The organism is Paenibacillus cineris, assembly GCF_018333335.1.
GTDB classification, from domain to species: domain Bacteria; phylum Bacillota; class Bacilli; order Paenibacillales; family Paenibacillaceae; genus Paenibacillus_AQ; species Paenibacillus_AQ favisporus.
The window spans coordinates 4,268,690-4,294,436 of sequence record NZ_BORU01000001.1; the positions used below are offsets into that span (position 1 = coordinate 4,268,690).

At 54.0% G+C, this 25,747-nt stretch carries 30 protein-coding genes; 4 read left to right on the forward strand and 26 right to left on the reverse strand.

Annotated elements, in window-relative coordinates; genetic code table 11:
- The first annotated feature begins 151 nt into the window (after positions 1 to 151).
- Both KI379_RS19890 and KI379_RS19895 read left to right on the forward strand, forming a co-directional pair.
- Positions 152 to 1,015, forward strand: coding sequence for an AraC family transcriptional regulator (locus KI379_RS19890; RefSeq protein WP_212984477.1), 864 nt, complete (start codon positions 152 to 154; stop codon positions 1,013 to 1,015).
- Positions 1,016 to 1,088: 73 nt separating this feature from the next.
- A complete protein-coding gene (locus tag KI379_RS19895; RefSeq protein WP_212984478.1) occupies positions 1,089 to 2,063 on the forward strand; it encodes a phosphotransferase enzyme family protein in 975 nt (324 codons plus the stop codon).
- Between the two features lie 13 nt (positions 2,064 to 2,076).
- On the opposite strand, the gene KI379_RS19900 is transcribed toward KI379_RS19895, so the two are convergent.
- Positions 2,077 to 2,913: a helix-turn-helix transcriptional regulator gene (locus tag KI379_RS19900; protein ID WP_212984479.1), complete on the reverse strand. Its 837-nt coding sequence runs from the start codon at positions 2,911 to 2,913 to the stop codon at positions 2,077 to 2,079.
- Between the two features lie 117 nt (positions 2,914 to 3,030).
- On the opposite strand from KI379_RS19900, the gene KI379_RS19905 reads away from it, so the two are divergent.
- Positions 3,031 to 3,873 carry an NAD-dependent epimerase/dehydratase family protein gene (locus KI379_RS19905; protein ID WP_212984480.1) on the forward strand — a complete coding sequence of 281 codons (843 nt, stop codon included), beginning with the start codon at positions 3,031 to 3,033 and terminating at the stop codon, positions 3,871 to 3,873.
- Positions 3,874 to 3,952: 79 nt separating this feature from the next.
- Here KI379_RS19905 and KI379_RS19910 read toward each other — a convergent pair whose 3' ends face one another.
- The gene (locus tag KI379_RS19910) at positions 3,953 to 5,566 is read right to left on the reverse strand and encodes an extracellular solute-binding protein (RefSeq protein WP_212984481.1); all 1,614 of its coding nucleotides are present in this window, start codon (positions 5,564 to 5,566) and stop codon (positions 3,953 to 3,955) included.
- 424 nt (positions 5,567 to 5,990) lie between these two features.
- Between KI379_RS19910 and KI379_RS19915 the strand changes: the two genes are divergently transcribed.
- Entirely contained in the window at positions 5,991 to 6,149 is a 159-nt protein-coding gene (locus tag KI379_RS19915; RefSeq protein WP_076169753.1) for an asparagine synthase, read from the forward strand.
- A 125-nt stretch (positions 6,150 to 6,274) separates the two neighbouring features.
- Here the strand turns inward: KI379_RS19915 and KI379_RS19920 are convergent, their stop codons facing one another.
- The 24 genes from KI379_RS19920 to KI379_RS20035 form a co-directional block, all read right to left on the reverse strand.
- Entirely contained in the window at positions 6,275 to 7,147 is an 873-nt protein-coding gene (locus KI379_RS19920) for a PhnE/PtxC family ABC transporter permease (protein ID WP_373309569.1), read from the reverse strand.
- A complete protein-coding gene (locus KI379_RS19925; RefSeq protein ID WP_244879388.1) occupies positions 7,144 to 7,950 on the reverse strand; it encodes a PhnE/PtxC family ABC transporter permease in 807 nt (268 codons plus the stop codon). The genes KI379_RS19920 and KI379_RS19925 overlap by 4 nt, the downstream gene beginning before the upstream one ends.
- The gene (gene phnC / locus KI379_RS19930) at positions 7,922 to 8,710 is read right to left on the reverse strand and encodes a phosphonate ABC transporter ATP-binding protein (RefSeq protein WP_212984482.1); all 789 of its coding nucleotides are present in this window, start codon (positions 8,708 to 8,710) and stop codon (positions 7,922 to 7,924) included. The genes KI379_RS19925 and phnC overlap by 29 nt, the downstream gene beginning before the upstream one ends.
- 48 nt (positions 8,711 to 8,758) lie before the next feature.
- On the reverse strand, positions 8,759 to 9,817 hold the full coding sequence (locus KI379_RS19935) for a phosphate/phosphite/phosphonate ABC transporter substrate-binding protein (protein WP_089548245.1): 1,059 nt from the start codon (positions 9,815 to 9,817) through the stop codon (positions 8,759 to 8,761).
- Positions 9,818 to 10,115: 298 nt separating this feature from the next.
- Positions 10,116 to 10,862: a phosphonate C-P lyase system protein PhnL gene (locus KI379_RS19940; protein WP_212984483.1), complete on the reverse strand. Its 747-nt coding sequence runs from the start codon at positions 10,860 to 10,862 to the stop codon at positions 10,116 to 10,118.
- Positions 10,810 to 12,096, reverse strand: a complete 1,287-nt coding sequence (gene phnM / locus KI379_RS19945; protein ID WP_280518778.1) for a phosphonate metabolism protein PhnM — start codon at positions 12,094 to 12,096, stop codon at positions 10,810 to 10,812. Before phnM ends, KI379_RS19940 begins: the two co-directional genes overlap by 53 nt.
- Positions 12,083 to 12,928, reverse strand: coding sequence for an ATP-binding cassette domain-containing protein (locus tag KI379_RS19950; RefSeq protein WP_212984484.1), 846 nt, complete (start codon positions 12,926 to 12,928; stop codon positions 12,083 to 12,085). The genes phnM and KI379_RS19950 overlap by 14 nt, the downstream gene beginning before the upstream one ends.
- On the reverse strand, positions 12,925 to 13,788 hold the full coding sequence (locus tag KI379_RS19955) for an alpha-D-ribose 1-methylphosphonate 5-phosphate C-P-lyase PhnJ (protein WP_212984485.1): 864 nt from the start codon (positions 13,786 to 13,788) through the stop codon (positions 12,925 to 12,927). The genes KI379_RS19950 and KI379_RS19955 overlap by 4 nt, the downstream gene beginning before the upstream one ends.
- A complete protein-coding gene (locus tag KI379_RS19960) occupies positions 13,779 to 14,927 on the reverse strand; it encodes a carbon-phosphorus lyase complex subunit PhnI (protein WP_089548250.1) in 1,149 nt (382 codons plus the stop codon). The genes KI379_RS19955 and KI379_RS19960 overlap by 10 nt, the downstream gene beginning before the upstream one ends.
- The gene (gene phnH, locus KI379_RS19965; RefSeq protein WP_212984486.1) at positions 14,915 to 15,523 is read right to left on the reverse strand and encodes a phosphonate C-P lyase system protein PhnH; all 609 of its coding nucleotides are present in this window, start codon (positions 15,521 to 15,523) and stop codon (positions 14,915 to 14,917) included. Before phnH ends, KI379_RS19960 begins: the two co-directional genes overlap by 13 nt.
- 12 nt (positions 15,524 to 15,535) lie before the next feature.
- The gene (gene phnG / locus KI379_RS19970) at positions 15,536 to 15,961 is read right to left on the reverse strand and encodes a phosphonate C-P lyase system protein PhnG (RefSeq protein WP_212984487.1); all 426 of its coding nucleotides are present in this window, start codon (positions 15,959 to 15,961) and stop codon (positions 15,536 to 15,538) included.
- Between the two features lie 64 nt (positions 15,962 to 16,025).
- Positions 16,026 to 16,727 carry a GntR family transcriptional regulator gene (locus tag KI379_RS19975; protein WP_145947435.1) on the reverse strand — a complete coding sequence of 234 codons (702 nt, stop codon included), beginning with the start codon at positions 16,725 to 16,727 and terminating at the stop codon, positions 16,026 to 16,028.
- Between the two features lie 22 nt (positions 16,728 to 16,749).
- A complete protein-coding gene (locus KI379_RS19980; RefSeq protein WP_212984488.1) occupies positions 16,750 to 17,391 on the reverse strand; it encodes a DapH/DapD/GlmU-related protein in 642 nt (213 codons plus the stop codon).
- Between the two features lie 13 nt (positions 17,392 to 17,404).
- Positions 17,405 to 18,253, reverse strand: a complete 849-nt coding sequence (locus tag KI379_RS19985; protein WP_089548253.1) for a PHP domain-containing protein — start codon at positions 18,251 to 18,253, stop codon at positions 17,405 to 17,407.
- A gap of 347 nt (positions 18,254 to 18,600) precedes the next feature.
- Positions 18,601 to 19,320: a 3-ketoacyl-ACP reductase gene (locus KI379_RS19990; RefSeq protein WP_089550323.1), complete on the reverse strand. Its 720-nt coding sequence runs from the start codon at positions 19,318 to 19,320 to the stop codon at positions 18,601 to 18,603.
- Positions 19,321 to 19,501: 181 nt separating this feature from the next.
- Entirely contained in the window at positions 19,502 to 20,269 is a 768-nt protein-coding gene (locus KI379_RS19995) for a class I SAM-dependent DNA methyltransferase (RefSeq protein ID WP_089548254.1), read from the reverse strand.
- Between the two features lie 48 nt (positions 20,270 to 20,317).
- Positions 20,318 to 21,238, reverse strand: a complete 921-nt coding sequence (locus KI379_RS20000) for a CvfB family protein (RefSeq protein WP_076169739.1) — start codon at positions 21,236 to 21,238, stop codon at positions 20,318 to 20,320.
- Complete coding sequence (gene rsfS, locus KI379_RS20005; protein ID WP_076169738.1) at positions 21,235 to 21,582, reverse strand: ribosome silencing factor; 348 nt, start codon at positions 21,580 to 21,582, stop codon at positions 21,235 to 21,237. Before rsfS ends, KI379_RS20000 begins: the two co-directional genes overlap by 4 nt.
- Entirely contained in the window at positions 21,579 to 22,157 is a 579-nt protein-coding gene (gene yqeK / locus KI379_RS20010) for a bis(5'-nucleosyl)-tetraphosphatase (symmetrical) YqeK (RefSeq protein WP_076169737.1), read from the reverse strand. Before yqeK ends, rsfS begins: the two co-directional genes overlap by 4 nt.
- Positions 22,129 to 22,731 carry a nicotinate-nucleotide adenylyltransferase gene (gene nadD / locus KI379_RS20015; RefSeq protein ID WP_089548256.1) on the reverse strand — a complete coding sequence of 201 codons (603 nt, stop codon included), beginning with the start codon at positions 22,729 to 22,731 and terminating at the stop codon, positions 22,129 to 22,131. The genes yqeK and nadD overlap by 29 nt, the downstream gene beginning before the upstream one ends.
- 15 nt (positions 22,732 to 22,746) lie before the next feature.
- Entirely contained in the window at positions 22,747 to 23,037 is a 291-nt protein-coding gene (gene yhbY / locus KI379_RS20020; protein ID WP_076169735.1) for a ribosome assembly RNA-binding protein YhbY, read from the reverse strand.
- Between the two features lie 42 nt (positions 23,038 to 23,079).
- Positions 23,080 to 23,952 (reverse strand): shikimate dehydrogenase, encoded by an 873-nt coding sequence (locus KI379_RS20025; protein WP_212984489.1) that lies wholly within the window; start codon positions 23,950 to 23,952, stop codon positions 23,080 to 23,082.
- 55 nt (positions 23,953 to 24,007) lie between these two features.
- The gene (yqeH, locus tag KI379_RS20030; RefSeq protein ID WP_212984490.1) at positions 24,008 to 25,135 is read right to left on the reverse strand and encodes a ribosome biogenesis GTPase YqeH; all 1,128 of its coding nucleotides are present in this window, start codon (positions 25,133 to 25,135) and stop codon (positions 24,008 to 24,010) included.
- Positions 25,132 to 25,659, reverse strand: coding sequence for a YqeG family HAD IIIA-type phosphatase (locus KI379_RS20035; protein WP_076169732.1), 528 nt, complete (start codon positions 25,657 to 25,659; stop codon positions 25,132 to 25,134). The genes yqeH and KI379_RS20035 overlap by 4 nt, the downstream gene beginning before the upstream one ends.
- Positions 25,660 to 25,747 lie beyond the last annotated feature (88 nt).

Below are 25,747 nucleotides of genomic sequence, written 5' to 3' on the forward strand. Positions count from 1 at the left end.
ACGAACAGCTGATTTGTTCAGCTGTTCGTTTTTCTTTTAGGAAGTGCAGCGTATGGGGTAAAGCAAGGCGGAATACCTGATATTTCTGTGCATGGAATGCAAGGCTTTATTTTCGGTACTCCGTATAATTAATGTTGAAGGGATGATCTGTATGGATTGGCTGAAACGCATGAATCATGCGTTGGAATACATCGAAACGCATCTGTCGGAAGAGATCGACTATGACCAAGTGGCCGGAACGGCCTGCTGCTCGGCTTACCATTTTCAACGCATGTTTTCGTTCATCACAAACGTTTCGCTGTCCGAGTATATTCGGCGCAGACGGCTTACCCTTGCCGCTTTTGAACTGCAATCCGGTGGCGTAAAGGTGATCGATATTGCACTGAAGTATGGTTACGAATCACCCGAGGCGTTTTCCAGGGCGTTCAAAAAAATGCACGGAGTCATGCCAAAGGCTGCTCGCGACAACGGTGTGTCCCTTAAGGCTTATCCTCGCTTATCCTTTCACATTTCAATTCGCGGAGATGTCGAGATGAACTACAGAATGGAAGGAAAACCTGCCTTTGAAATGTTCGGTGTTTCGACTGTGATCCATGCCGACGGCGAGAATCCGTTTATCGAAATACCCGCGTTTTGGCAAAAGTGTATTTTTGATGGAACCGTCAAACGAATCCGCGCTGCCGCAGGTTTAGGCGAACACGGCCAGCTCCATGCGGTTTTATACAACAAGCAAGGAGAACAACTTTCGTACATGATCGGTTACTTTTTACCCCAAAGCGGCTTGCCTGAAGGATTTGAAAAGCTTCAAATTCCCCCTCAGTCTTATGCGATTTTTTCAACCGGAATCAATCCGAGTGGACAGAATGACATTCATGGATTGTGGAGGCGGATCTGGGGCGAGTGGTTTCCAAGCTCTCATTACGAAGCTGCAAACGGTCCCGAATTTGAAATGACTTACGATCGCGGTAACAACATGTACGAAATGGAGGTTTGGATTCCTGTCGTTAAGCTGTAGTTCAGCTCTAGAGCGCAGTATTATATCAATCCCCCGGTGTTAGGGGCTATTTCCTTTAGGAGGTGTGAATCGAATGGATCTTGCAATCATCGCGCAGCATGCGCTTGCCCAGTACGATATAAATGCTGTTTCCGTGTCGCCCGTAGCACAAAGCGGTGCCGCGGTTTTCAAAATTGAAGCTCACCATGGGCTGATGTACAGCCTGCGTGTTCACAAATCTAAAATCAGTACGCTTGAAACCATGTGGACGCGCCGGGATGTACTGGAATCTGAGCTGGTATGGCTGGATGCGCTTAACCGTGATACCCATCTCACCCTCCCTGTGCCAAAACGCAATCGGCTGGGTTCTTATGTTACACAAGTGGACGATATAAGTTGTACGATGCTCAGTTGGGTGGAAGGCGAGCAAAAACAATACTTTACCAGCGATCAGGAATTGAAGTCCACCGCTGAAATGACGGCAGCTTTGCATCAGCATGCCAGTATATGGCAGCCCCCTTCGTCTTTTATCCGTCCAACGGTTCATCGTGAACGCATACAGAATGCGCTGGATCTGATCAAGCCGCAGGTGCGGGAAGGGTTATTAGATGCACATGATGTTCAGATTCTTGAAGCCGCCGGGGAAAAAGCGATGGCTTTGCTGGACACACTCCCTAAAAACAAGATGACTTGGGGTGTATTGCACGGCGATATCGTTCCTCCCAATATCGTGTTTGCAGACGGGGCTGCCCATCCCATTGACTTTGGCGCGTGCGGATTCGGTCCTTTTCTCACTGACCTGGCCATCACATGTACCTTTATTCATCCCACTGCCAGACAGCAGTACATCGATTGGTACGGAAAGCACTTTCCGCTGCCCAATGAGTATGTGGCCCAAATCGAAGCATTATTTATTTCGCTAGGGCTAATCGGGATGAGGAACGCTCTTGGTATGCCTGAATCGAACCAGGGATTACCGACGCATGCAAAAAAGTGTGCTTCTCGCGAATTTGGCAGGTATGTAAATGGGGAAGGTTTTTTATTTACAGGCACGCCATGTTGGGAATGAAACGCCAATAGACTTATCCATTCTCCAGATTGCTCATTATACGTTGCAGACGCGCAGCCGTATCCGCTGAAGCTGTATAAATCATAATCTTCACGTCCGGATTGGCTGACGATTGCAAGGTCACATGTTCAAACTCCATCTCTCCGATTCGAGGGTCGTACCTTTGTTTGTGGCGATCCGTTACGGCCTGAACGTCATGCAGCGGCCAGAGCTCGCGAAACAACGGGCTGTTCTGCATAAATTCCTCAATAAGCTCTTTAAACCTCGTATCATTAGGAAAATGCGCGTAATCTGCACGAAAGTGTGCAATCAAGACCTGGACTCTGGATTCCCAGTCCTGTATGTCCGATCCGAGCTTGGCATCCATTAAGAGATGTCTCATCCAATTGGGTCTCAGATGCATATGATTTGAAAGCGGCGGGATTCGAAAAACGATCTCAGCTGCTTTGTTCCACAGCAATAAATCCCAGTATCTTCCGATTACGAATGCCGGATTAGGGTCAAGCGCCCTTATTACCCGTTCCAAACCAATATTTAATTGCTGATCTTCTACCTTTTCCTGTTGCACCGGTCTTGCAAGAAGATGGAGATGGTGGCGTTCATCCTCCGTCAAACGCAGCGCTTTGGCGATGTTGTTAAGTACGTCCTCTGATGGATTGACACTTCTGCCTTGTTCCAATGAGGTATACCACGACGTTCCAATATGGGCTAGCTGGGCAACTTCTTCCCTTCGAAGGCCCGAGGTCCGTCGTCTTCCATAGGATATTAACCCGACATCTTCTGGTGTAAGACGTTCTCGCCGCGAACGCAAAAATTCGCCTAATGACATTCCGGAAGAAGTCCCTTCCATGATTAACTCCTCCTTATCCTGACACTTTCAATCGTACGATAAACGCAGGAAGGTAGCTGCTGGCTCATTCTATTATACTGCCGATATACCGTTTAAAAAACTTAGGAGGATATGAAAATGAACCTTTTCGTAACAGGAGCCACGGGTAAAGTAGGAAGCCGTTTTGTTCCGCGTATGTTACAGCGCGGTCATCACGTTAAATTGCTGGTTAGGGACGTTGCCAAGGCGGATTGGCTTCAGCGGCAAGGGGCTGACGTTGTAGAAGGCGATCTTTTGCAGCCGGACAGTTATGTTGATGCTCTCCGGGGCACGGATGCAGTGGTTCATTTGGCAGCACAGTTCCGTGGTGTAGACGAACATACCACCAGAATTTCAAACATCGATGGCAGCATAGCTCTAGCTCGCGCTGCACTCATGGCGGAAGTGCCAAGGTTTGTTTTTTCCAGCACCAATCATGTGTACGGTTCCGGGCAGCATTCGAGACCCAACCGTGAAGATGACGAGCCTAGGCCTGCCTTTCCTTATCCTCAATCCAAAGTTGAAGCCGAAGCGGCACTGCTGCGGCTTCATCGCGAACAGGGATTAGGCGTACGAATTCTACGGCTTCCATTTGTCTATGGTGATCGCGATCCCCATATCGCAGAATTTCTGCCGATATTGCGTAATTGGAATCCAGCCAAACGATTCTCTATGGCGCACCATGCGGATGTAAGTCAAGCCCTGATGCTCGCAGCTTCCACACCAGGTATCGATGGCCAAATCTACAATGTTGGCGACGATGCCCCGATCTCGGTTTCGGAGCTGCTTCAGCTTTATCATAGCGATATATCGTGCGAAGCGCTGCAGCAGGATTTTGATCCATGGGACATGGTCGTCGATACAACGCGTATAAGAGATGAATTACACTATCGACCAATTTACCCGTCATTCTATTCGGCAAGGGATGCAGGTGCAATATAGATCAGTCCCCATTTATCAAAGAAAGGCCGCCATATCGGCGACCTTTCTTTTTTATGCGTTGCATAGTTCACTGGCTGATCTACTTGGATTCCTGACCGTCCCAACGGTCGTAGGCTGCCTGATAGATTTCCACGATGCGGTCTCCGCCCATTTTCTTCACCTGGGCTTTATACTTGTCCCAGTTCGACAGCGGCTCCTGCCCGGTCACAAACTTGGCTTCCATCTGCTCGACGTAGTTGTTCAGGTCCGACAGCAGCGAAGTCACCTCGGTTTGTTCCTCTTCCGTCAGGAATACGTTCGGATACGGCACTTTGGCATACGGCAAAATTTTCTCCTGGTTCTCCTTTTCGACCCACTCGTCGATGTCGGAACGCAGTCCCTTGCTCACTTCCGGAAGGCTGACGCCCGGCGTCGTGATGCCGTAGTTCGGAGTCAGCTTGCCGCGGTAGTTTTCGCGGTCGCCTCCATCCGGTACCGGAAGCCATTCTTTGACGTGGTTTGCCTCGTCTTTGTATTTCCACAGCACGCCTTCCGGCCCTTGGTTGAACAGCGTAGAACCTTCATAGCTGTACTGGTAGTCCACCCAGCGCATCGTTGCCTCCGGAGCAGGGTTGGTGCTCGAAATGGCAAACGTTCCGTTCTTCGAAATTCCTGAATTCTTGGCCACCACCGGCGAGTCCGGGAAGCCCGTTTTCAGGGGCTCCATAAACGGGTTGTCGGTGTTCGGCTCACCGCCCAGCATAAAGTACGGCAGCCAGTCGTTGAACAAGGCCACCTGATTGTTTTTGCCCTTGGCCTTCTTCTGGTCGTCGGTCTGGGAGAACGTTTCATGGTCAAGCAGATCGTCCTTCCACAGCCGGTTCAAGAAGGTCAGATACTCTTTGAACCCTTCCTCCTGCGGTGTGTAGTGAACTTTCCCCTGCTTGTCGGCATAATACACCTCGTCATAGATGCCCCAGAAGCCCAGCATCTGCACACGGATATCCTTCAGCTTGGTCGACGTGAGCGGAATTTCATCCGCCTTGCCGTTGCCGTTCGGATCCTCGGTCTTGACCCGTTTCAGGTAATCGTACAGCTCGTCCGGCGTTTCCGGAAGCTTGGTTACGCCAAGCTTCTTGAGGAAGCTGCCGTTATAGTACAGCGGGCTCTTGTACCATACCGCGCCTTTATCTACGTAAGGCAGGGCGTAAATATGACCGTCGGGGGTCGTGATCGACTTCCGCACGTCCGGATTTTCGTCCAGCAGCTTCTTGATGTTCGGCGCATATTCATCAATCAGCTTTTCCAGCGGAATCAGCGTTCCCTGACTTCCGTACGTCACCTGCTCAGCCGGCGTCAAAGCCGAAGCGTAGAAAATATCCGGCAGGTCGCCGCTCGCAAAAATCAGATTTTTCTTGGTCTCGAAGCTGTCGACCGGAACCGTCTGGAATGTGAGCTTGATGTTCGTCATTTTCTCCATGTCTTTAAATACCTGCATCGTATCCCACTTGGCGCTGCCCACGTCAGGCGCAAATACCGACAGCGTAATCGGCTTGTCGACGATCGGGAAGCCCTCCTTGTGTACACTATCCGCCGAGCCGGAGGCTTGACCGCCGTCCCCGCTATCTTTCGAGCCGGAACCGCATGCGGCCAGCAGCGAGACGACCATGGACAGGCACAGTACGATGGCCCAAGGCTTTAAACGTTTTCTCATCAGATGATTCCTCCTGTTCATTGTTGTGCGCGGCTTTACGTTGGCCCTTCGGAGTTTCCCCCCTTGAATTCGGACTAAAGCCTACTCCACGCTTTTTCTCCGCAGCTCTGGGTGAAGGATGGTATCGGCTGCTGCTGCGCTTTGTTTGTTAGCGTTTACAAAAAGTGTAGTAACAGGCCGGTTTCGCGTAAATATGTTATTTTTGATATGTTGAATATGTATACAAACTCCAATGTTTAACAGGGATGCGGAAAATAGCAGTGCTAAGCCATTGTATAGCAAGTATGTCAAATATGCCATTGGGAAAATCTACATATCGGCCTGAATTCTGCCCCCACCATGTTAGCTGGCGGTGAATAATTCGCCGGACGGTAAACAAAAATAACCTTTGTCTATCCAAACCAACAGCCAAAGGAGTGTCGTCATGCGTGAAGGAATGATTCCTGCCGTTCTTGGAACTGTAGTTACCGCTTCCGGCGCCGCACTGCTGGGCAGCAAGTATAAGCTTGCCGCCACGGGGATTGTCGGATTCGGTCTGGCCCACATCGTACTGGGTGCGATCGATCTGATCGAACACCGGTAATCCGTTTGGAGGACTGTCCGCAAGCGTTACGCGCTTCGGACACAAAGAACCTTGGACATTCCCTGTCCAAGGTTCTTTATTTGTGCAGGCGATCCCAATGGAGATGCACGCCCTGCGGCTGCCTGTTATTTTCCCTGCATCAGCTTCCGCTTTGCACGGTTTGCGGCGATTTCGAGCAGAATGGCAAAACCCAGAATAAAGTAGGTGATCGCTCCGATTTCCTGCAGATCAAAGTAAAAGCCGCTGGCCATATACATATCGTAGCCGATCCCCCCTGCCCCCGCGGCCGCTCCCATGGCAACCGCCACGGAGAAGTTGATTTCGAACCGGAGCAGCGTCCAGGACATCAAATAGGACAAGGAGGACGGAATGACGGCTTGGAACACGATTTGCCACCAGTTCGCACCGCTGGCCTTCAGCGCTTCGATCGTGCCCTTGTCCATCTCCTCAAAGGCTTCCGAGTAAGCTTTGATCAAATAACCGATGGAGTGAAAGGTCATACCGATGACGGCGGCGACGCTGCCAAGTCCTGCTGCGACGGCAAAAATCAGCACCCACATGACCGTAGGCACCGCGCGGATGAACGCGACCAGGCCTTTAATGACGGCGGACGCGAGCGGCGATGACAAATTGCGGGCCGAGAACAGGCCGAGAAACAGCGCAATAACCGCTCCGAACAAGGTAGCAAGAAAAGCAAGCCCCAGCGTAATCAGCACTTCGAACAAAGCCGCGGCAAAGGTGAAATGGTGTAAACGGGGCTGCAGAAACATCGTCTTCAGGTTCAGCAGCGTGGCGTAGATGCCTTGAAAGACCTGGATCCCTTTGTAATCAAAGCTCACGAAGGCGAGCACGGTCAGCAGGCTTAGCCCAATGAGGGTCAGCCTGATCGTTAAGTTGGTCTTGCTAAAAGGCTTCTTTAGCGGGATGCCCGGAAGTCTTCGGTCCGGACGGAGATGGAGCTCGGCGGCAATCATCTTGTCGACGGCCTCGGTGCTCATCCGATCATCACCTTTCGGATATAATTCGAGGTGAATTCGATGACCAATATGGAGATCACAATCACGAGTACAATCAGGCTGGCTGCGTTGTAATCGAGATTTTTATAGTACAGATTGAACAGGAACCCAACGCCAGTGCCGGTCAGAATGCCGATCAGCGTCGCGTTTCGGATGTTCGTTTCGATCATGAACAGGATCCAGCTGATGAGCTGGGGCAGCGCCGCCGGGATGACGGATTGGCAGATGACGGAGATATATCCGGCCCCGGTTGCCCGCAGCGCTTCCGCCGAATGGCCTCCCGTCTCATCGATGGACTCCAGGAAGGCCCGGGTCAAAAACCCGAACGAGCCGAAGAACAAGGCGAAATAACCGGTCATTACGTTTTGCCCGAATGAAAACAGAAGGATCACCGACCACGCGGTGACATCAATATTCCTGAATATGGTCGCGATCGAACGGCTGACCAGCTTAATCCCCGCGTGAACGCCGATCGTCTGGGAGCCCAGAAGGGCGAACACGAGCGCAAACACCGAAGCGACGGTTGAAGCGGCGATGGACATCAGCAGCGTTTCGACGAGCGTGCGGAGAACGTCGGGAAACTTGGCCAGAGATTCGGCATTGGGATAAAAATGGGTGACGCCCCATACCAATGCGCCCGGGATGGAGCTCAGCCCCTGGACGAAATCATACTGGGTCAGTACGGCTGCAGCATAGGTTACAAGCAGGAGCAGCCCCCAAAACAAATACGCATGCCTTCGTTTGGCCGTGAAGTAATCAACCTGCTTGCGTCTCGCCTTGATCAGCACGCGGCTCTCTCCTCTCGCTTCCGTAAATTCTCTGGAGTTCTTCGGATGTCATCTGTCCCGGCGTTCCGTTATAGACGATTTTCCCTTGATTGACCCCGATGATGCGATCGGAATATTTCAGGGCCGTCTCCACCTGGTGCAGATTGACGATCACAGTGATGCCCAAATTCGTGGAGATGTGCCTTAAATGATCCATGATCACTTTGGATGCATTCGGGTCCAGGGAAGCGATCGGCTCATCGCAGAGCAGCATTTTGGGCCCCTGGATCAGCGCCCTGGCGATGCCGACCCGCTGCTTCTGTCCCCCGCTGAGCTGGTCGCAGCGCTTGTAGACCTGCTCTTCCAGGCCGAGAATACCGAGAATTTGGTACGCCTGCTGCTTCTCCTCTTCACGGTACAGCCCCAGCATGCCGGCAAGCGTGGATTTGTAGCCGAGCCTGCCGTGCAGGACATTTTCCATCACGCTCAGCCGGTCTACCAGATTGTAGTGCTGAAAAATCATACCGATGCTCGTCCGCATCCGCTTCAGCTCTTTCTTGCGAAATTCCAGCACATTTTTGCCTTCGATGCATATTTCTCCGCTGCTGGCATCGATCATGCGGTTGATACACCGGAGCAGTGTCGATTTCCCGGCCCCCGAGGGGCCGATGATCGATACAAATTCCCCACTCCTCACCGAAAAGCTTACATCCGTTAATGCCCGTGTTTCAGATCCATACTGCTTGGACACATGCTTGAATTCCAATAACGCAGTCATCGTACACCTCCAGGCGGTTTGGTATGGAGTTCATATGCCGGCTGCCGGTTATTTGGACAGCTCGCGGATCGGTTCGAACCAGGCGTCGTCGACCGGTAGGAACCGTTCATTCCCGCTTTTTTGCTTGAACAGCCCACTGTCTTTGGAATCTTTGGGCAGGAAAATCTTCGGATTATGCGTCACGTCATCGGAAGTAAACGCCTCGGTAATCTTCTTCTGCTCATCCTCGCTCACCGTTTTCGTGTTCGCCACAAACGGGGAATTGAGGACCGGTGTCACGGAAATCACCACAAACTCTTTTCCGGAGAGCGTATTGAAAGGTTCAGCAGCGCCATCCTTTACTTTATAGACAGCCCCGGGTTTATTGGCCGTTCCGTCCGCCAGTTCCACGTAATTGGATACGCAAGTATCGCAAAAAGCAGCAACGTCCGCCTTACCCGTCAGGAGATTCACCGCCGAACCCTGGTGGGAGCCGCCAAACAGAACGTCGCTAAAAAATTTATCTTTGCCGCCCTGCATCAAATCGTCTTCCTTCAAATCCTTGTACTTGTCCATCTTTCCAAAATAGCTGATGATGCCTGCAGACGGCACCTTGAATCCCGAAGTCGAGCTGTTCGATACAAAGGAGAACTTTTTCCCGGGAAGAGGGTCGAGGGTAAAACCGTCCCCGCTTTTAAACTCGCCTTCGTCGCCTTTTCTGACGTTCAGCCAGGAATAATATACGGCGTCGTCCAGCGTGCCCGATTCCCCGCTGTTGGTGAACAGCGGCTTCACGTCCTCGGTCTTGTTTCTTGCTTCCACATAACCCTGAGGGCCCATATAGGCCAGGTCTGCGCTTCCGCTTGCAATCGCCTCGATGGCGATGTTGTAATCGGTCGTCATCTTATGCTCCACTTTTTTGCCTGTAGCCTGCTCCACGATCTTTCCGACCTCGTCGCGTGCATCCTTCAAATCCGCTGCGGATTCGTTCGGATACCACACGATCGTCAGGGTATTTTTGTCCTTCGAACCGCCAACGTTCAGGCCTAATGAAGCCGCCCCTGAAGAACATCCGGCAACGGTCACGGCCAGTATCAGCATCAAGAGAAGTGAAATCGATCTTTTCATGGTTTCAGCGCCCCTTTTTCCTTGGATAATGGGATACAATTTCATGATGAATATGAACGGTCAGCAGAAGATTAACGGGGGGACATGTTTGTGTAAGAAAAACGTCAATCGACGTACCTTCAAAGAAGACAGACCGCGTTTAAAGGTAATTTTTCTTGCAATATCAGGAAGCCATGGCTCTGGAGTTTATACTTTCTGATATTATAAGAAAAACGTCAATCGACGTACCTTCAAAGAAGACAGACCGCGTTTAAAGGTAATTTTTCCTTGCGAGATCAGGAAACCAAGGCTCCGAAACTTATACTTTCTGATCTCTTAAGAAACGACCTGCCGCTTCCGGCCTGCCGCCTTCATGAAACCGGCCGTCCTGCATGTGGTATTGGCGGCTGCACAGACCCTCCATAAATTCCAGGTCGTGAAAGATCCCGAGCATCGTCGTTCCCTCGTGCATCAGCTGCTCGATCAGCGTTTTCACCTTGACCTTGGAGGCATGGTCCAGACTGGCGGTAGGCTCGTCAAGAAGGAGCAGTCGGGGCCGCTTCACCATTGCTCTGGCGATGTTGAGGCGAAGCTTCTCCCCCCCGGAGAACGTGGCGGGATAGCTGTCGCGGAGCTTGGCATCCAGCTCAAAATGATCGAGCATGCGCTCTGTCTCCCGGGCAGCCTGATGGGGATCCTTGCCCATTTCCAGCAGAGCCTGCGTGACCAGCTCCCGGGCTGTCGTCCGCGGCATGACGTTCAGAAACTGCGATACGTAGCCAATCTCCCGCTTCCGCAGGTCGATCATCACCCGGTCCGGCGCGGTGGCCAGATCGATTTCTCCATACGCTGCCGAATGGTACCGGATGGTCCCTTTCTGGGGGAGATAGGTCCGGTAAATACAGCGGAGGACGGTCGACTTCCCGCTCCCGCTTTTGCCCGTAATACCGATAAATTCGCCTTCGTTCACATGCAGGCTGACGTCTGCGGCGGCCTCGATCTGCTGATCCAGGTTATACAGAGTGAACGTTTTGGACAAGTGTTCGATCGTGAGCAGACTGTTCAATCCCTTTACCCCCTTCATGATCCCTGTAATGGGTTCTCTGAATGAGCTTCCCGTCCACAAATACGGCCGTAATGACCGGGAAATCCCCGTCGATCTTCTCGATCAGGATCAGATCCGCTTTTTTCCCCTCGCGCACCGAGCCGATTTCATGATCCAGATTGACGGCCCGCGCGGGATGAAGCGTCACCAGGCGGAACATGTCGGCCAGTTCCTGCCCGCAGCGGTCCACGAGGTAAAATACCGCGTGAAGCAGTGCCGCCGGATAATAATCGCTGCACAAAATGTCGATGCTCTTCTCCTGAATCGCCTCAGCTGCGGACAAGTTCCCGCTGTGCGAGCCGCCAAGGATGACGTTCGGCGCACCGGCCACGGTGTACATGCCCTGCTGTTTAGCCCGCCGGGCAATCTCCAGCGTAATCGGAAACTCGCTGATCGTTGCGCCGAAGCCCTGGACGAGCTCCAGCTTATCGAGAGAGTCGTCATCATGTGAAGCGACCGCGATTCCGGCTTCCCGCGCCAGTCCGGCAATTTCGCGGATGCTTTCGATGGTCATTTTCTCCTTGCTCTGGTGCTTCCGGATCAACTCGTCGATCCCCTCGTCGGTCATATCGTCATAGCCTTTCACGGTGGCCTTGTAAATCTCCAGATCCCTGTATTGTCCTTGGCCGGGAGTATGATCCATGAACGAAACGAGGTGAACCTTCTTTTCGGCAATGTAGTTTCTGAGATTGTCTACCTCCAGCAGGTTATCGATTTCAAACCTTGCGTGGAAACGATGGCGTACCAAATGCTGGCTCGTATGCGATTCCTCGATCAGCTCCAGCAGCTTGCGCACGTTTTCCGGCTCGCGGATCGGGCGGTATTTGTACTCCGACCCCCTGAAAATGGACAAGGAATGAAACATCGTCGTAATGCCGTGCGTGATCAGCTCTTTTTCCGTTTCCCTGAGGCTCAGTCGAAAATCCATCAGCGATGTCGGCCTCGGGGCAGCCATATGCTCAATGTAATCGGAATGAATATCGATGAACCCCGGGGACAGATACCCGCCTGCGGCGTCCAAGACCTCCGTTTGCGTATCCACAGCAATGACGCCATGCGGGGCGATTCTGCCGATGCGGTCTCCCTGAATAAGCAGGTCGTATCCGCTCAGAACCCCTTCCTCCGTAATGATGCGTGCGTTCGTAATGAGATACAAAGGCGACTCCTCCTTCGAAAATAAGCTAGAGCAGGGAATGGACCAGCTGCTGGGTATAAGCTTCCTGCGGGTCTTCCAATATTTGATCGGTCAAGCCCTCCTCCACGACTTTCCCGTCGAGCATGACCAGCGTCCGGTCGGCGAGCATCCGGACCACGCCGAGGTCATGGGAGACAAGCACGATGCTGATGCCAAGCTCCCTTTGCAGCGCCTTGATCAGATCCAGAACGCTGGCCTGAACGGACAGGTCGAGGCCGGTGGTCACTTCATCGAGCAGCAGCACCGGGGGACGGTTCGACAACGCTTTGGCAATCTGGACCCGCTGCTGCATCCCCCCGGAAAAATGCTTAGGCGCTTCCTTGATCCGGTGAATCGGAATATGGACTTTTTCCAGCAGCTCCATGCCCCGATCTTCCATCTCGGAGACGCGGCGGCTGCCCGCAGCGATCATTTTCTCCGCGATGTTGCCGATGGACGTGAAATCCATCCGCAGACCAAGCATCGGGTTCTGGTACACTTTTCCCATAAGGTGATTCCGGATATAACGCTTCTGCTGCGTCGACTCTGCAAACAGGTTTCGAGAACCGTCTTTGTAAGCCTGGAGATAGACTTCGCCGCTCGTCGCCTCCTGGTCAAAATAGAGGCATCTCATCATGGTGGATTTTCCGCTGCCGCTTTCCCCCACCACCCCGATGATTTCTCCCGGATAAAGGTCAAACGAAACGTCTTGGCAGGAATACACGGTATGGCAGACGGTGCAAAAGTTTTTGTGAAGCTTCCGGCTGCCCGGATTCATGCAGTGCGGACAGCCGGGCCCAAACTGCTGGTTTAAATGTTTTACGGAAATCATCGGTTGTTCCGTCTGGATCATCGGCTCTCAGCACCTTCCCGCCACAATTGTTCATTCATCCGCTCCAAACAGTAGCTCGTATCATTACATTGAAAATAAGTCGTGCCGCTGGCATCATCGTACAGTTCATCCATGAACACGCCGGTAGCTCCGCATAGCCTGCAGGACCGGTCTTCAAAAGACTCCGTTTCAAACGGGTAGTCCTCAAAATCAAGAGATACGACCCTGGTGTAAGGCGGCACCGCGTAGATCTTCTTTTCCCGTCCGGCCCCGAGCAGAATGAGCGCTTCGGAAGCATTCAGCTTGGCATTGTCGAATTTGGGGATCGGGCTCGGTGCCATCACATACCGGTCATGGACCATCACCGGGTGGTCGGCGCCGGTCGTCATGCTGCCGTAATTTATAATTTGCTCGAACAGCATGAGCCAGGCACCGCTGTATTCTTTTTCGGCGTGCAGCTTCTTCGTCTCGGCTTCCCGCGGTTCATACATCCGCAGCGGTTCCGGCATGGGCACCTGCAGCACCAAAATTTGACCCGCCCGAAGCGGAATTTCCGGAACGCGGTGCCTGGATTGAATCAGCGTCGCCTGCGCCGTCTCATCCGTCGTACGGATATCCGTCGTGTTCCGGACCAGCTTCTTGATGCTCACAGCATTGACGGACTCATCGGAGCCCTGGTCAATTACCTTGACTATATCGTCTCGACCAACCAATGATAGGGTGAGCTGCAGTCCGCCGGTTCCCCATCCCCTGGCAATCGGCATTTCCCTGGAGGCAAAAGGAACCTGATACCCCGGAATGGCGATCGCCTTCAGCGTCGCTCTGCGGATTTCCCTTTTGGAGCCCTCGTCGAAAAACGCGAAATTGTAGTTTATTTGCACAGCTCCTCCACCTCCTCTGTTTCGTCCGCCTCAGGCGTCGTCGCAGTCGTCTTCGTTTTCCGCACGTCGTTCATTTTGGACTGGAACGTGACGTAATGCGGCAGCTTCAAGTGGGACATGAAACCGGTGGATTCCACGGAATCGATATGGTACAGCACAAACTCCTGATCCTGGGTCGGAAAGCGGCTGTCTCCCTGCTCCAGGCTGTGATCCAAAATGCCCATGGCAATCGCCTTGGTCTCGTTTTGCCCGTAACAGAGCCCGTAGCCGATCTCAAAGGACAATTCCTTCCCGCCCTGCTCCTTCACCACCGAGGCAGACATGAGCATTTCCGCCTCCGTTACCTTGATTTCCCCGATATAATAGCTGTCCTCAGCATCTGCACTGGATCCGAGTGGATCATCGATGCATACCGGAACTCGCCCGACCCGCAGCTCGCCGACAGTGGGATGCGATACGCCGTATCCGCGGATGACCGCGTAAGCGAGCGAGGTAACCGTCCCGGTCTGGCCCCGGGTAAGCACCTGCAGCTTCTGGCTGCGGCTGGCCGGAAACGTGATGCTTCGGCGCGTCACGTCATCCGGTTCGGTATGATCGTCCACGGGACAGGCCATGAGTCCCTGCTCGATCAAATAGTCCATGACCTTCATCAGCTCTGGCGGGCGGCCGGCCTCCGGCAAGCTTCCGAGCTCACCCGCAAACGCCTCCAGCCACCGGGCGGCATCCCCATCCGTTTCATGCATCAGGTCAAAGTCCAGGAGCCGGTGGCTGTAATCGACCGAAGCGCCGAGAATTTGCCCGCCCGGGATGTCCTTGAAGCTGGCGGAGATCCGCCGCTCAACCCTCATCTCGCGGGTGTGCACCGCTCGAGAATAATGCTTCCGGGGAAGCGTAGAGCGGTAGGCCCTCAGCAGAAACACCGCTTCCTCCGGGCTTCCTTCCGCCTGCTTGATCGCCAGCGCCGCCAGCGTTTCGTCGTACAGACTGCTCTCCGACATGATCTGATCGATCAGCCCTCTCATCCCGCCTTCAATGCGGGTGACGTCCAGTACCTTCCCCTGCTTAATCCGTTCGAATTTGATCCGCTTCAAGGATTCCTCGATCGCAAGCGTTCCGCCTTTTACCGCTACATATCCCATAGAAGCACCTCCCTCTCCTCGATTTGCGTCGTCCGGGGCAGGCACAGCAGCTTGTTGCTTTTGTCGACGACCAGCATGTCAATTCCCAGGGGATATTCCGCGTTTTTCTCCGCCCGCGCCTCCAGCCAACCGGGAGCCAGCGGAATCCGGACAAAGCTTTCACCCTCGATGCCCGGCCCTTTGAGGCTCAGCTCAAAGTCTCCGGACAGCTCCCCCGACTCCACGATCACAGTGGCAGAGGCATGCGGATCGGCCAGCGTACCGACTTTGGCGCTCTGTAGAGCCTTCAGCAACTCCCCTTCCTTGGCATCATGCAGGACAAAAATGTAATCCGCTTTCTCCGGCTCCGTCCGGACGGCGAAGGTCAGCTGGTTCAGGAGCCGCGTAAGCTCCGCTTCCCGCTGCGAGCAGATGCAGAACGTAACCTCCGTATCCAGCAGCATCAATGCGAGCACCCAGGTGACGGGTAGCCCTCCCCACTGTGCGTCGGCCTTGGCCGCTTCAGCTGTCAGATCCGAAATCAAGCCGGGTCTCGACATGGAATCCACCACTTTGCGGTAGGCGCGCTGTATATCATGAACTGCGTCGAAGTTCATCGCTCTCTCCCCCTAATCCACATCCATCGTTTCAAAATCGACCTTCGTTTTGGCGATCTCGGCGAAAGCCTGGCTGCGCGCAGCAGCGATCCGGGCTTCTTCGTCCAGCAGCATCTGATCCCATGCCCTGGTCTCCTGCAATCCGGCCTGATACGCCGCGTCGATGAGGGCGAGCTGATAGGCCAGCTCATGGTCATGCCCTTTGACCACGCCGATGCCCATGCTGCCTTCGACCTGCACCTTGCATTCGCTCACCAGCACTTCCCCCAGATAGAACAAGCTACGCTTGGCGGTCTCTCTCACTTTGACCATGACCAGTCCCTGGCTTGGCTGCTCGACCAGCTTCACTTCATAACGGTCGGCAATAGCCTGCGCCATACGGGCGGCGAGTTCCCTGGAGCCTTCAACCAGAATTTCAGTCCTTTGTCTTCGTTTCATCCCTTCCCGGCCTCCCTGCATCTTTTAGAGGTTGTTATAAAAATCCGCTTTTGAACACGCACTTTTAGAGCTCGTACGTAAAGTAGTCGCTCCGGTACATAATTCTCGTATATTCCAGCGGCTTGTTCGTCTGGCTGTCCAGACAGCCGGTCTCCACGACAAGCAGTGGAATGAGGCTGGTGCAGGCGAGCAGCTCCCTTTCTTTCCTGCCGGGATAAGTTACGCTGAGCAGCGTCTTCATCGACTCGAACCCCGTATACCCTTTTCCCCGGTAGAAATCAAACATCGAGGTAATGTCCCTGCCTGTCCGTCCGATGTCCGGAAACATCGACTCCGCCACATACGACGCGTGAATCGCAATCGGACGGTTGTCGATGAGACGGAGCCTGCCGATCCGGAACACCCGCTCTTCCGGCTGTGCTTCAAGCGCTTTATATACTTTGTGGTTATACTCGATGGGATCGCAAAAAATGTTGCGTGACTGATAATCATACCCCATGTGGATCATCTTCCGGCTGAAGCTTTCGTTGCCCGAAAAGAGGAGCGGGATGCGCTGATGCTGGTCGCGAACAAAGCTGCCCTTTCCCTGCCTGGAGTACACATACCCCAGGTCCTGCAGCTTCTCGTAAGCTTTCCGGGCAGTCATACGGGGCACTTTGAACAGCCTGGCCAAATCGTTCTCCGACGGCAGCTTGTCATCCGGCTCATAGATGCCTGCCTCCATATCGGCTATGAGCTTATCCATGATCTCCATTTCGTCATGCATCCCTTATGCTCACCCTCCTCTTTTAAACCCCGTACTTCCGGATAAAGGAAGCCGTATCGTTCAGTTCCTCGAACCGCTCCTGGATGACCTCCCGCGGCCAATCCCACCAGGCGATCTGCAGGAGCTTCGTGACGACATCCTCCGAAAATCTCTTTCGGACCGGTTTCGCGGTGACGCCGACGACGATGGCATACGGTTCGACGTCTTTGGTGACGATAGCTCCGGATCCGATCACCGCTCCGGTGCCGATATGGACCCCCTTCATGATGATCGCGCCGTGACCGATCCAGACATCGTGCCCGATCGTTACCCGGTTGCCCCGCCTCCGGTTGAAAATCGCCTCGTCATCGGTGCCGGCAAAACCGTAATCCCTTCTCCGGTAAGTCATATGATGCTGCGTAACCCGCTCCATGGGATGATCCACCGGGTTGATGCATACATGCGAGGCAATCGAAGTATATTTGCCGACTTCCGTGTAGTTGATCGTCACGTCGTCCATGGTGTAGGTGTAATCCCCGATATCGGATTCGATAATTTGATTGCCTGGACCGACGGAGGTCCAGGATCCGAACGTGCTGTGAAGAATATGCGCGCTTTCGTGGATATCAGGATCCGGGCTCAGCCGTTTATTTTCCGCAGGGCGATGAATCGAATGCTTTTCCATGAATGTTCCCCCTTTACTTCGGTCTGCGCTTCTTGAGCTCTTCGACACAGGAAATGCCCGGATCTTTGCTTCCCAGCCGAACCTCCTTCTCCCCATAGAACCCGTGAAAGTCGGATCCTCCGGTCATGACGAGATCGTAACGGCGCGCAATCTCCATGGCCCGCTCCTCATCATCGGCACCATGCAGCGAATGCCACACTTCAATACCCTGAAGTCCCATGCCCACCAGCTCGCGGACATATTCAAAGTTGCCGTATTGGCCAGGATGGGCCAGAACCGGCACCCCGCCAGCCTGAATGACGGCCTCGATGGCGTCACGGGCGTGAAGGTAGTCCAGCCGGACGTAAGCCATGCCGGGCTCCTCACCGTTCCCCCCGCGGGAAAACAGCTTTTTGTACAGCTCACCGTATATAGATTTGGCATAGCCATTGTCAATCAGTGCGTGCATAATGTGCTGCTTGTATACGCCGGTTCCCCCATCCGCATACCGCAGAACCTGGTCCCAGGTGATGCCGTACCCCGCCTCAATCAGCCGTTCAACCATCACACGGGAAGCTTCATGCCGCTTAGCGATCATCGGGCTACATAGCTGCTCCAGAGCCGGATGCCCCGGCTCGATGAAATAGCCCAGGATATGTACCCTCCTGCCTCTTTCCATGTCATAGGCGGATATTTCGATCCCCGGGATCACTTCAAGGCCAAGGTCTCTTCCCCGTTCCAGCATGGCGACAAGTCCCTTTGTCGTATCGTGGTTTGTGACCGCCAGCACGCCAATGTTCTCATTCAATGCCGCCTCGGCCAATTCCTCAAATGAATACGAACCGTCCGAAATGGTCGTATGACAATGCAGTTCCGTCTTGATCGCTCAGCACCACCTTATCTTGGATAAGCAGACAACCGACGCCACAACCGATGATTCACGCCCGCTGCATCGCTTCGGCTGTCTGTAGTGACAGTCTAACTTGGTGCCAAGTTGCAAGGGTTAAGGCACGGTAAAGCTTCTGTAAAAATAAACGCCGTAACCGTAAATTTTGCCTCGTCTCCAGCTTTTTCGCACAAAAAAAGCCCCACATTGGTGGGACTATGCTGCAATATTAATATTCAGGTACTTTGCGGTACATCGAAATCGGTTCCTGCCAAAAAAAGCCTGCCTCTTGGCAGATCTGCTTCCGATCCATAAGAGACAGGCTTACAGTCCGTACAATGTTGTTATTGCGGGTTGGTCGTCCAGATGCCGGCCGATTTCACAAATACGCGCTGCGGCAGCTTCAGCGTGGCGAGCGCCAGCTCGGCCACGTCTTCCGGCTGCATCATGCGGTCCTCATCGCCGACCTTCAGATTGTTGTCGCGGGCCAGCGCCGTATTGACGGTGGATGGCGTCAGCGCAACGACGCGGATGTTGTTCTTGCGCACTTCCTGAAGCAGCGATTCTGTCAGCCCCATGACCGCAAATTTGGACGCGCAGTATGCGGAGCCCGTGGCAAAGCCTTTTTCCCCGGCTGTGGAGGAGATGTTAATGATGCTGCCGCTGTTTTGCCCCACCATATCCGGCAGGACGGCCCGGGACATGTAATATGTACCCATCAGGTTTACCTGAATGATTTGTTCCCACTGGGCCGGATCCATTTCGAGTACGGTCCCGAACGAAGCGATGCCCGCGTTATTAATCAAAATATCGATCGTGCCGAGCTCTGCCTTCAGCGCACTCACCGCGCTTTCCGCTTCCTCCCGCTTTGATACGTCCGCCGCTGCGGTCGCAACACGGATGCCGTGTTCACCGGCCAGCGAAGCCTTCAGCGCATCCAAATCGGAGGCGGTGCGGGAAATGAGGCCCAGATTTACGCCTTCTTTGGCCAGCAGCTCAGCAATCGCCAAGCCGATTCCTTTGCCCGCTCCGGTAATGACCGCCGTTTTTCCTTGTAGATCCATCAAACTCATCATGTTCTCTCCGTTTCTGTTTGAATTTGTTGAAGACGATGCCTCCATGTAGGCATCTCCCATTATACTATTAGCCGCAAATAGCCCCGGAACCTTCGTTCCGAGGCAAAATCCCGCAAAGCATCCTCTCCAATATAGACCAGATGCTTTGCAAGGACATGATATTCTCAGCCTATTTGACCGCGACGAAAAACAGCCGCTGCGCCTCGTCGTCCGCTTCCACCCACTCAAAGTCGGCATACGTCTGCACGTCCCGGAATCCGGCCTTGAGCAGTTCGCTCTTCATCCATTTCGGATCATAGCCCCGCTGCACGTGCACTTCTTCAAAGCGGCGGTACAAATCGCTGTCTTCTTCCTTCGCAAAGATGCTCAAATGATGCTCGATTTCGCACCGCGGCGCGTCCAGGTCGCAGGTCCAGATGTACGAAACCGACTTGTCGTCCCATACAAACGGCTGCTCCTCGTCATAGCGGATGATCGTATTCGGATGATGCACGTCAAACACGAAGATCCCCTTTTCCTTCAGCCCATTGTAGGTCTGTCTAAAGGTAGCGACGATATCGGCCTCTTCCAGCAGGTAACTGATGCAGTCGCAAAATGAAATGACCGCATCGACGGGCTCGGGCAGCTCCCAGGCACGCATATCCTGCTGCACCCAGCGGATGGAGCCCTCCCGGAACAGCCGGCTGCCCTGCGGCGTCTTCTCCATCTTCCGCCTTGCTACGGACAGCATGTCCGCCGACAGGTCGATCCCTGTCACTTCGAACCCCGAGTTCACAAGCGGAATCGTGATGCTGCCCGTGCCGCATCCCAGTTCTACCACACTTTTCGGCATGCCGTATTTTTCCCAGGCCTGTCGTGCAAACCTGAGCCAATCGGGATACGGCATATCTTCCATCAGTTCATCGTAAACATATGCAAATTTTCTGTAAGAGGACATGATGACACCGCACTTTCTGTTAACGTTCCGAAAATCCTCCCAGCCCTGTTAGGACGGATCGGCGTTCCCGCCCGTTTCCGGTTTGGAACTTTCCGGCTGAACCAGATAAGTCCAGTTCTCCTTCTGCGTGATAAGACCTTCCTTCATCAATTTGCCGAGTGCGCGCTTGAATGCCGACTTGCTGATGCCGAAGCGCTGCTTGATAATGTCCGGAGGCGTTGCATCCGAATACGGCATGCCTCCGTTCGGACGTTCCTTCAGGAACTCCAGCAGGCGGTCGGCATCCAAATCCCGGCCAACTTCCTTGCGCTGCGCCATGGATAGGTTGACGCGTCCGTCCTCACGAATGTGGCTGACCCGCACCTGCAGCTCTTCGCCCAGACGCAGCATGCGGGTTCGCTCCGAGGAGTGGATCATGCCGATGGCGCCGAAGCCGAGCACTCCCCCGTCCACGATTACAAACGTTCCCATCTGCAGCGGGCGGTACACCGTGGCGGTGAACCACTGGTTTACCCAGGACTGCGGCGCCTGGAACGTATGCTGCGACAGCTCCTGTTCGCCGGCCAGCTTCGCCCGCAGCCGTCCCTGCTTGTCATGCTCCATAATGACGAACACCGAGTCCCCGACCCGTGGATGAAGCTCTCTCAGTTCGGGCAGCTCGCGGATCGGCAGCAGCAGCTGACGGCCTAGCCCCATCTCGAGAAAGCATCCCAGTCTTGGATGCACGTCCGCCACAACCAGCTTCGCCATCTCGCCCAAGGTCAAATACGGCTTTTTCATCGTTGCCGCCAGCCTGTCTTCCGTATCGTAAAAAATAAACACTTCCACGCGATCTCCCGGCTCGATCTTCCGGGTCAGCTCCGTGTAATGGAGCAGAACATCTTGTCCGCCAGCATCGAGAAAATAGCCGTAAGGCGATACTTCGCGCATCACCTCATAGGTTTGAATCGTTCCTGCAATCGGACTCATACCGTTTCCACGACCTTGGCATCCGACCACAAGCGTTCGATGTTGTAATAATCCCGTTCATCCCGGTGGAAAATGTGCACGATCACGTCGCCCAGGTCCATCAGCACCCAGCGTGCGGAATCCATTCCTTCCACACCGCGGATTTCGAGGCCTGCTTCATGCACGCGCTTGCGGATTTCGGTCGCGATGGATTGGACCTGGGTATCCGAATTCCCGTGACAGATGACGAAATAATCGGAAATGAGGGAAATCCCCCGCAGGTCGAGCGCCACGACGTTCATGGCCTTTTTATCTTCAGCGGCAGCCACGGCCAGGTTTAACAATTCTTCAGGTTTCAAGGTCATACATTCGCCTCCAACTGTTTAATAAGATCATTGCGGGCAAATACGGTCAGCGGGTAAATGATCTGACGGCGGGAGATGAGCAGGCTGATCGTGGAGTCCAGTCCGGCGATCAATCCCTCTTCAAGGCTATGGTTGGCCAGTTCCCGGATATTATTCACGCCCGGAAAATCCCTTCCCGGTTCGATGTAATCCGCCAGGCACACGACCTTGTCCAGCAGGGTCATGCCGATGCGGCCGGAGGTATGATACCGGATCGCATCCAAAATTTCAGGATCGGTAATCCCGTAATCCCGTTCCGCTACAAACGCACCTACTTCGGCATGCCAGAGCGGTTTATCGTAAAACAGCAGATCCTTGGACAGATCGTTTTCCTTAATGATCGCTTCCATTTGCTTCACGGGCCAGTATTTGGCCACGTCGTGCAGAATCGCCGCCGTTTCGGCCTTAACAGGGTCCGCTCCGTAACGCTCCGCAAGCATGACTGCGGATTGCATCACGCCTTCTGTGTGCTTCCAGCGCATGGCCGGCATTTGTCCGGACACGGCTTTAATCAGTTCTTCGCGGCTGAATGCCATACATTCCCCTCCTTCTGATATAGTCGTAGACACTGTCTGTCACCATATAACGAATGGAGTGTCCGGTGGCCAGTCTTTCCCGGATTTCGGTCGACGAGATGTCCACCTGGGGCATGTCGGCCAGTAGAATTTTTCCCTTCAAATAAGCGGGGAGCGCGTCCAAGTTCAGCGTAGAGCCCGGACGCCCGACACCGATAAAGCTCATCAGCTCCACCAGTTCCTCGATGCCCTCCCACTTCGGCAAATAATTGACCATATCGGCCCCGATGATGAAATGAAATTCGATGTTGTCAAACGAGCTGCGGATTTCCTTGACCGTGTCGATCGTATAAGAAACCCCGCCTCTTCTGATTTCGATATCGAGGGTCCGAAAGCAGGGATGGTCCGCAATCGCTTCAGCGACCATGCCGAGACGCTGTTCGCCGGTAGCTCCCGCCTGTTCCTTATGGGGCGGAATATGACTGGGCATAAACCAAACCTCGTCCAGTCCGAACGTGTCCCGGGCCGCCTCGGCAGCGAGCAGATGTCCGATGTGGATCGGATCAAAGGTACCTCCCATGATACCTACCTTCATGCTGATCCCTCCCGCTTATGGCAATTCAATCTGCTTATGATCTTTGGATTCTTTATATAAAATAATCGTGCTGCCGATCACCTGCACCAGTTCAGAGCCCGATTTTTCGGCCAATTCCTCGGCGATTTCGTGCTTGTCTTCCAAGCAGTTGTTGAGAATGCTGACCTTCATCAGCTCCCTCTTCTCAATGGCCTCGACGATATGACGGATTAACTGGTCGTTCGTTCCGCCCTTGCCGACTTGAAAAATCGGGTCCAAATGATGCGCCTGGGACCGGAGATAGCGTTTTTGCTTACCTGTTAACATAAAATGTCAAAACTCCTTAATCTTCAATGTACAATTCAATAATCATGATTCCTTCATACTGGCCAGAACCGCGCTGTGCATCGCCTCTACCGGGGCGGGCAGTCCGGTCCAATACTCCAAGGCAAAGGCTCCCTGATTCACAAACATCCCGAGACCGCTGTGAATGACGCATCCCTTCTTCTCGCTGTCAGCGAGCAGCCGGGTCTTCAGCGGATTATAGATCAGGTCGCTGACCACGATTCCCGGAGGAATCCGCTCGGAATCTAGCGGTGTTCCGTCCGTATGCGGATGCATGCCGACCGATGTCGTATTAATGATTACATCTACTTCGCCTAGAATGGCCGGAATGCCGTCCATGGCCATCCCGCGAATGTCCGCCAGCGCTTTCCATTCAGCCGCCAGCGCCTCGGCTTTATCGGCCGTCCGGTTGGCGACATAAATCCGGTCCGGATGCTCCAGCGTCAGGGCGTATACGATACCGCGAGCGGCACCTCCGGCTCCGAGCACCAGAATGCTTTTGCCTTTCAGCTCGGCAATCGCTTCTTCCTTCAGGGAACGGACATAACCTATACCGTCTGTATTATACCCCGTGAGGTAGCCTCCGTCATTCACGATCGTGTTGACGGCTCCGATCTTCAAGGCCGTTTCGTCCAGCTCGTTCAGGAACGGAATAACCTCCAGCTTGTGCGGAATCGTGACGTTGATTCCCCGAAAGCCAAGCGCCTTGATGCCTTCCAGCGCCGTTCCGACCTGCTCCCGCGATACGCGCATCGGAACATAGGCGCCCGGGATGCCGAGTGCGGCCAGCGCCGCCTTATGCATCACGGGCGATTTGGAATGGGCGATCGGATCCCCGATGACGCCCAGCAGCAGCTCCCCTGTATGTTTCAGTAACTCCGGTTTAGCCAAATTCATGGTTTCCCCTTTCCCTGCTCTCACCTGTCAGCTCTTGCAACGTTCAAAGGCAGCGTCAGATTAAAGAAGGTCTTGCCAGCACCTTGACTCCCCGCGGCGCATGAATAGCGCACAGGGCTCCCTGATCGCTGTTCACTTTAACCCAGCCCAATCCGGAGACGAACAGATCCATGCGCATACCGCGCTTGATGCGGAATTCATGCCTTGTCCATTCCGGCAGCTTCCCGATGTTCTCCCGGTTCGGCGGGGACAGCAATTCTCCGGCATGCTCCGCGTACAGCTCATCGGCACGCTCCAGCTTGGTGCGGTGTATGCCTACGCGGCTGCCGACAAAGCAGGTAAACGACTGGCGCTCGCCCTGAATAAAGTCAAACCGTGCCATGGCTCCGAAAAACAGCGTCTGTCCTTCGTTCAGCTGGTACACGGCCGGCTTCAACGGGTTGTCCGGCATGACGGCGCCCAGGTCCTCACGAGTGACAAGCTCACTGTAGCGCCAAGGGTATACGATCCCCGGCGTGTCGATAATAAAGCGGCCGTCGTCGAGCGGAATGTTGACCATATCCAGGGTCGTTCCCGGATAACGCGATACGGTCAGCTCCTGCTCCAAATCGCTGTAATCCCGGATCAGCCGGTTGATCAGCGTCGATTTGCCGACATTGGTCGCCCCCACCACATAGACGTCGCGGTCCCCGCGATACGAGGCAACCGTGTCCAGCAGGCGGTCGAAGCCCTGGTTTTTCTTAGCGCTGCAGAGGATGATTTCCTCCGTCTTGAGGCCGTGCTCCTTGCATTGTTTCTGCACCCAGTTACGCACCTTGTTCCAGTTCGTCACTTTGGGCAGAAGGTCGATTTTGTTCACGGCGAGAATGACCGGATTGTTGCCGACAAACCGCTGCAAGCCTGAAATGAGGCTTCCTTCAAAATCGAACAGGTCAACAATATGAATAACGAGCGCGTTCTTCCCGCCGATTTGGCTGAGCAGACGCAGGAATTCATCCTGGTCGACGGCAACGGAAGAAGCCTCGTTGTAGTTTTTAATCCGGAAGCAGCGCTGGCAGATGACCGGATCCCGGTCCATCGCTTTCTCCGGGGTATACCCCGGAAGCTCGGGCTGTTCCGTTTGGATGGCAATCCCGCAGCCGCTGCATTTTACGGCTTGACTGCCGTCTATCGGGTCTTTCATTGTTGGTGTTCCTCCTCCAGCCATAATCCCTTTTTCCGCAATCGTGCGAGCGCAATTTTCTCCAGACGCCGGTTCATGCGCGTACCCCAGCCTTCATCCTGAATGGATATCGGGAGCACCAGCACGGTAAACAGGCCGAGCCGGTTACCGCCATACACATCGGTCAGCATCTGGTCGCCGACCACGATCGTCTCCTCGCTCTTCAGGCCCATCATCTGCATGGCTTTCCGGAAAGGCGCGTTCGACGGCTTGCGGGCTTCATGGACAAACCGGATATCCAGCGGGGTGGCAAAAGTCGATACCCTCGCCATTTGGTTATTGGACACGATGACAAGCTGAAACCCCGCCTTTTTCACCTTTTCGAACCAGGCGATCAGCTCGGGGGTGGCCAAGGGAGCCTTGGCACCGACCAGCGTATTGTCCAGATCCGTGATGATTCCACGGAATCCCTGCGAGTACAGCCGCTCCAAATCCAGATCAAACACCGTTTTTACCTTCATTTTCGGGATAAGCATTTCAAACAAATTGATGTCACCTCAGTTTCATAGGACAAACTATACCATAATCTGCGTAGTTAGTAAAAAACTTATGTTCGGGCGAAACAAAAAAGAA